The sequence below is a fragment of the Peptoniphilus sp. SGI.035 genome (genome assembly GCF_050315115.1).
Lineage (GTDB): Bacteria > Bacillota > Clostridia > Tissierellales > Peptoniphilaceae > Peptoniphilus_A.
The window spans coordinates 1-4,049 of sequence record NZ_JBNPOJ010000039.1 but is presented as its reverse complement, the minus strand read 5'-3'; the positions used below and the strand labels follow the sequence as shown (position 1 = coordinate 4,049).

General features: G+C 29.8%; 3 protein-coding genes and 1 other annotated feature. Of the genes, 1 reads left to right on the top strand and 2 read right to left on the bottom strand.

Annotated elements, in window-relative coordinates; genetic code table 11:
* Positions 1 to 523: 523 nt before the first annotated feature.
* Together ACQRC6_RS09605 and ACQRC6_RS09600 are read right to left on the bottom strand one after the other, a co-directional pair.
* The gene (locus tag ACQRC6_RS09605) at positions 524 to 1,027 is read right to left on the bottom strand and encodes a hypothetical protein (protein WP_427848724.1); all 504 of its coding nucleotides are present in this window, start codon (positions 1,025 to 1,027) and stop codon (positions 524 to 526) included.
* A 21-nt stretch (positions 1,028 to 1,048) separates the two neighbouring features.
* Complete coding sequence (locus tag ACQRC6_RS09600; protein WP_427848723.1) at positions 1,049 to 1,609, bottom strand: hypothetical protein; 561 nt, start codon at positions 1,607 to 1,609, stop codon at positions 1,049 to 1,051.
* A 147-nt stretch (positions 1,610 to 1,756) separates the two neighbouring features.
* Positions 1,757 to 1,935, top strand: a binding site (T-box leader).
* A 40-nt stretch (positions 1,936 to 1,975) separates the two neighbouring features.
* Between ACQRC6_RS09600 and thrS the strand changes: the two genes are divergently transcribed.
* Complete coding sequence (gene thrS / locus ACQRC6_RS09595; RefSeq protein ID WP_427848722.1) at positions 1,976 to 3,886, top strand: threonine--tRNA ligase; 1,911 nt, start codon at positions 1,976 to 1,978, stop codon at positions 3,884 to 3,886.
* Positions 3,887 to 4,049: the final 163 nt, after the last annotated feature.

The window sequence follows — 4,049 nt, the reverse complement described above, 5'->3', positions numbered from 1 at the left end:
TGCAAGAGTTATGGAGGCAAAAGCCGAGAAAAAAGAATTAAAAGTAGCATAAGATTTGGAAAAATACTAAAAAACAAGCCGATTGATTACTCTCGGCTTGTTTGCCATGCGCTAATTTAATTACTCAAATAATCAAATAAACTGAAATTAATTTCAGGTTAGGCTTGACTTTTGTTAGCAGGTTTTTATGTAAAAATGAATGCATAGACGCTAATAAAGATTAAATACTAAAATAACAAAAAAACTATTAAACATCTTTAAATCCCAACAAATTAGTGTTATTATTATTTTGCGCTTATATGCACCTCCTTGCTTTCTTGTTGGTATTTTAAGTTTAGGACTAAATGCGTATAAGCGCAATTTTTTTATGAAATATCTGTTAGAGATTTTACTCCCCAACAGATATTATAGATCCTATTATTAATTGTACCAAAAAAGCGAGGACATTAGCTTCCTCGCCTTTTATTTTAAGGGCTTTGCAATAGCCTATTTAATATAGTATTGGGATATTTAAAAACTTAAACTATTTATTTAATTTTTGAGTAATTTTTTTATACAAAAACTTATCATCCAGATAATCAAACATTAACTTGCTAAGTACGTCTTTAAATTCAAAATCTTCTTTATCATAGGATTCTTGAGAAATTCCTGCAAAGTAAGCCATCTCTCTTAAAAGTCTGTTATTGTTACTATTGCAGCACATATATTTAGTCTTTTCTTCAAATACAAAGAAGAGAAAATTACCCCACTCACTTTCACGGGAATCTATATAATCTATACTTTTTTCATTTTCTATAATTTTAAAAACACGAAAGGACATATCTTTTATCTCAACATTTAACTTTGAATTTTTTACGCAATATTTTGCATTTGTTCTATACATTTCTTTTTTATAAGAAGGTAATTCTGAGAAGTTAATTTCAATAGTATCAAATTTATTTTTAAGATAATCGATTATCTCTTCAGAACTTCTCTCACCAATAGGAATTAAATGCTTGAACATTTTCACTTGAATATGATAACTCATTTTACTTTTAGATAATAAAAATTATTTTATACCAACAAGACCGGGATGAAGATCTGCGGACAACCAATAACCACGATTCATATTATATCCCTTTAGATTTGAAAATCTTAGGATGACATTTTTTTGAGTGTAAGGTATAGATACAGCACCTAATTTTACTGAACCCATAGTAGAGCCGTCAGTTTCGATAGTTTTTCCATAAATTGGACCAAAATTTTTGTAATGCAAAAAACTTCCGTTTTCAACATCAATACGTGAAAAGCTCCAAGCATTATAACGATCTGGACCATTCCAGTGCAAATATACTTCGCAATTGTCAGTTTTTCCACTTCGAGAAACAGATGCTTTTAATATTGTTTTTCCATATCTACTTCTAGAGAGTTCATTATTATTATTATAATTAGATATATTTCCTATTTCAATTTCAAAACTTTCTTTATCTTGATAATTTTCAATAGGAATAATTATAATTTCTTTAGAATTTTTATTTTTTTCTAGGGTTTCTGTATTTGCTGATACTGGCGTAAATATAGAAAACACTAAAATAAATATTATAAAAAAGTTAAAAATTTTCTTTTTCATAAAGTGCTCCTTTCGCATTAAATATCCTAATAGCTATTAATAAATTACTATGATAAAATCCTATCAAAATAACCACTTAATATCAACAATTAAATATTTATAATACTTGAAAAATAATAAAAATATGATATAATGAAAATAATTTTTAAATAAACTTTGATAAGAAGAGTAAATTATATAAAATTTTAAGAGAGGAAATGGAAGGTGCAAATTTCCAATTTTATATTTTTGAAAACTAACTTGGAGTTCCATAGCAAACTATGGCGTAAGGATGCGTTAAATCCCTTGAGTTTAATTAAGGTGGAACCACGGTCATCGTCCTTTGGGATGATGACTTTTTTTATTTATTAATTTTAGGAGGAAAAAATGATTATTAAATTACCAGACGGATCACACAAGGAATATGAAAGTGGTGTAAAGGTATCAAAAATTACAGAGGACATTTCTAAGGGATTATTAAGAGATTCTCTTGGAGCAGTTGTAAATGGTGAAATACTTGGACTTGACGATGAAGTTTTCGAAGATTGTGACTTTAAAGTTGTAAAATTTGACGACATCGAAGGAAAGAAAATTTTATGGCATACTGCATCACATTTAATGGCGTATGCAATTCAAGAACTTTATCCAGAAACAAAATTTGCAATTGGACCTTCAACTGAAACAGGATTTTATTATGATTTAGATCTTGAGCATAGATTTGTAGATGAAGACCTTAAGGAAATTGAAGACAAGATGAAAGAAATTGCTAAAAAGGATTTTCCAATAGAAAAAATTGAAATTTCAAGAGAAGAAGCAATTAATTATTTCAAAGAAAAGAACCAAGATTATAAAGTTGAATTAATTAAAGATTTACCAGAAGATGAAAAAATCACTATGTATAAGATTGGCGATTTTGTAGATCTTTGCAAGGGACCACATCTTCTTTCAACTAAAAAAATTAAGGCAATAAAACTTCTTTCAATTGCAGGAGCATATTGGAGAGGCGATTCAAAGAATAAGATGCTTCAAAGAATTTACGGCATTGCCTTTGAAAAACAAAAACAACTAGATGAATATATTGAAAGACGTGAAGAAGCTGAAAAGAGAGATCACAGAAAACTTGGCAAGGAACTTGACCTATTTAGTATGCACGAGGAAGGTCCAGGATTCCCATTTTTCCACCCAAATGGAATGATTTTAAGAAACAATCTTCTTAACTGGTGGAGAGGTGTACTTGAAGAAAATGGATATGGCGAAATCCTAACTCCAATTATCTTAAATGAAGCACTATGGCACAGATCAGGTCACTGGGATCATTATAAAGACAATATGTATTTTACAAAAATTGACGGCGATGACTACGCAGTAAAACCAATGAATTGTCCAGGTTCAATTTTAGTTTATAATTCAAACAACCACTCTTACAGAGATCTTCCAATTAGACTTGCTGAATATGGAATTGTTCACAGACATGAACTTTCCGGAGCATTGCATGGATTATTTAGAGTAAGAACATTTACTCAAGACGATGCCCATGTATATTGCTTATTCTCACAAGTTAAAGATGAAGTATTTAAGATGATAGATCTTGCAGATTATTTATATTCAACTTTTGGATTCAAATATTCAATTGAACTTTCAACAAGACCAGATGACTTCATGGGAGAACTTGAAGCATGGAACTTAGCTGAAAAATCACTTAAAGAAGCATTAGAAGAAAAGAACCTTCCATACACAATTAACGAAGGAGATGGAGCATTTTATGGACCTAAGATTGACTTCCACTTAGAAGATGCAATTGGAAGAACTTGGCAATGTGGTACTATCCAACTTGACTTCCAACTTCCAGAAAATTTTGATTTAACTTATGTTGACGAAGATGGAGAAAGAAAGAGACCAGTAATGCTTCACAGAGCACTACTTGGATCAGTTGAAAGATTTATGGGTATACTAATTGAACACTTTGCAGGTAAATTCCCACTATGGTTATCTCCTGTACAAGTTGAAGTAATCCCTGTATCTGACAAATTCAAAGACTTTGCACAACAAATTGCAAATAAACTTCATGCAGAGGGACTTAGAGTTCATCTTGATGGTCGTGCAGAAAAAGTTGGTTATAAAATTAGAGAAGCACAAGTTAAGAAAATCAATTATATGTTAGTAATTGGAGAAAAAGAAGAAACTTCTGGAAAACTTTCTGTTAGAAAGAGAAATGGAGAAGAAGTAGCAGATGTGGATGTAGATGAATTTATCGCATCACTTAAAGAAGAAATCAAAAATAAGACTATCACTGAATAATTTTAGAAATTAAATTGAAAGTTTTATAATATAAAGATAAAATGTAAGCAGGCGAAAGTCTGCTTATTTTTTACAAATTTATATTAGTTTCTAGATAATTTATTGTAATAAATTTTTAGACGTCATTTTCTCTTTGGGAAACTAATAATAAATAAAGAGCAAG

What these genes read in the sequence shown, in the direction of transcription:
- ACQRC6_RS09605 (WP_427848724.1), bottom strand. Translation starts at nt 1,027, where the DNA reads ATGAGTTATCATATTCAAGTGAAAATGTTCAAGCATTTAATTCCTATT.
- ACQRC6_RS09600 (WP_427848723.1), bottom strand. Translation starts at nt 1,609, where the DNA reads ATGAAAAAGAAAATTTTTAACTTTTTTATAATATTTATTTTAGTGTTT.
- thrS (WP_427848722.1), top strand. Translation starts at nt 1,976, where the DNA reads ATGATTATTAAATTACCAGACGGATCACACAAGGAATATGAAAGTGGT.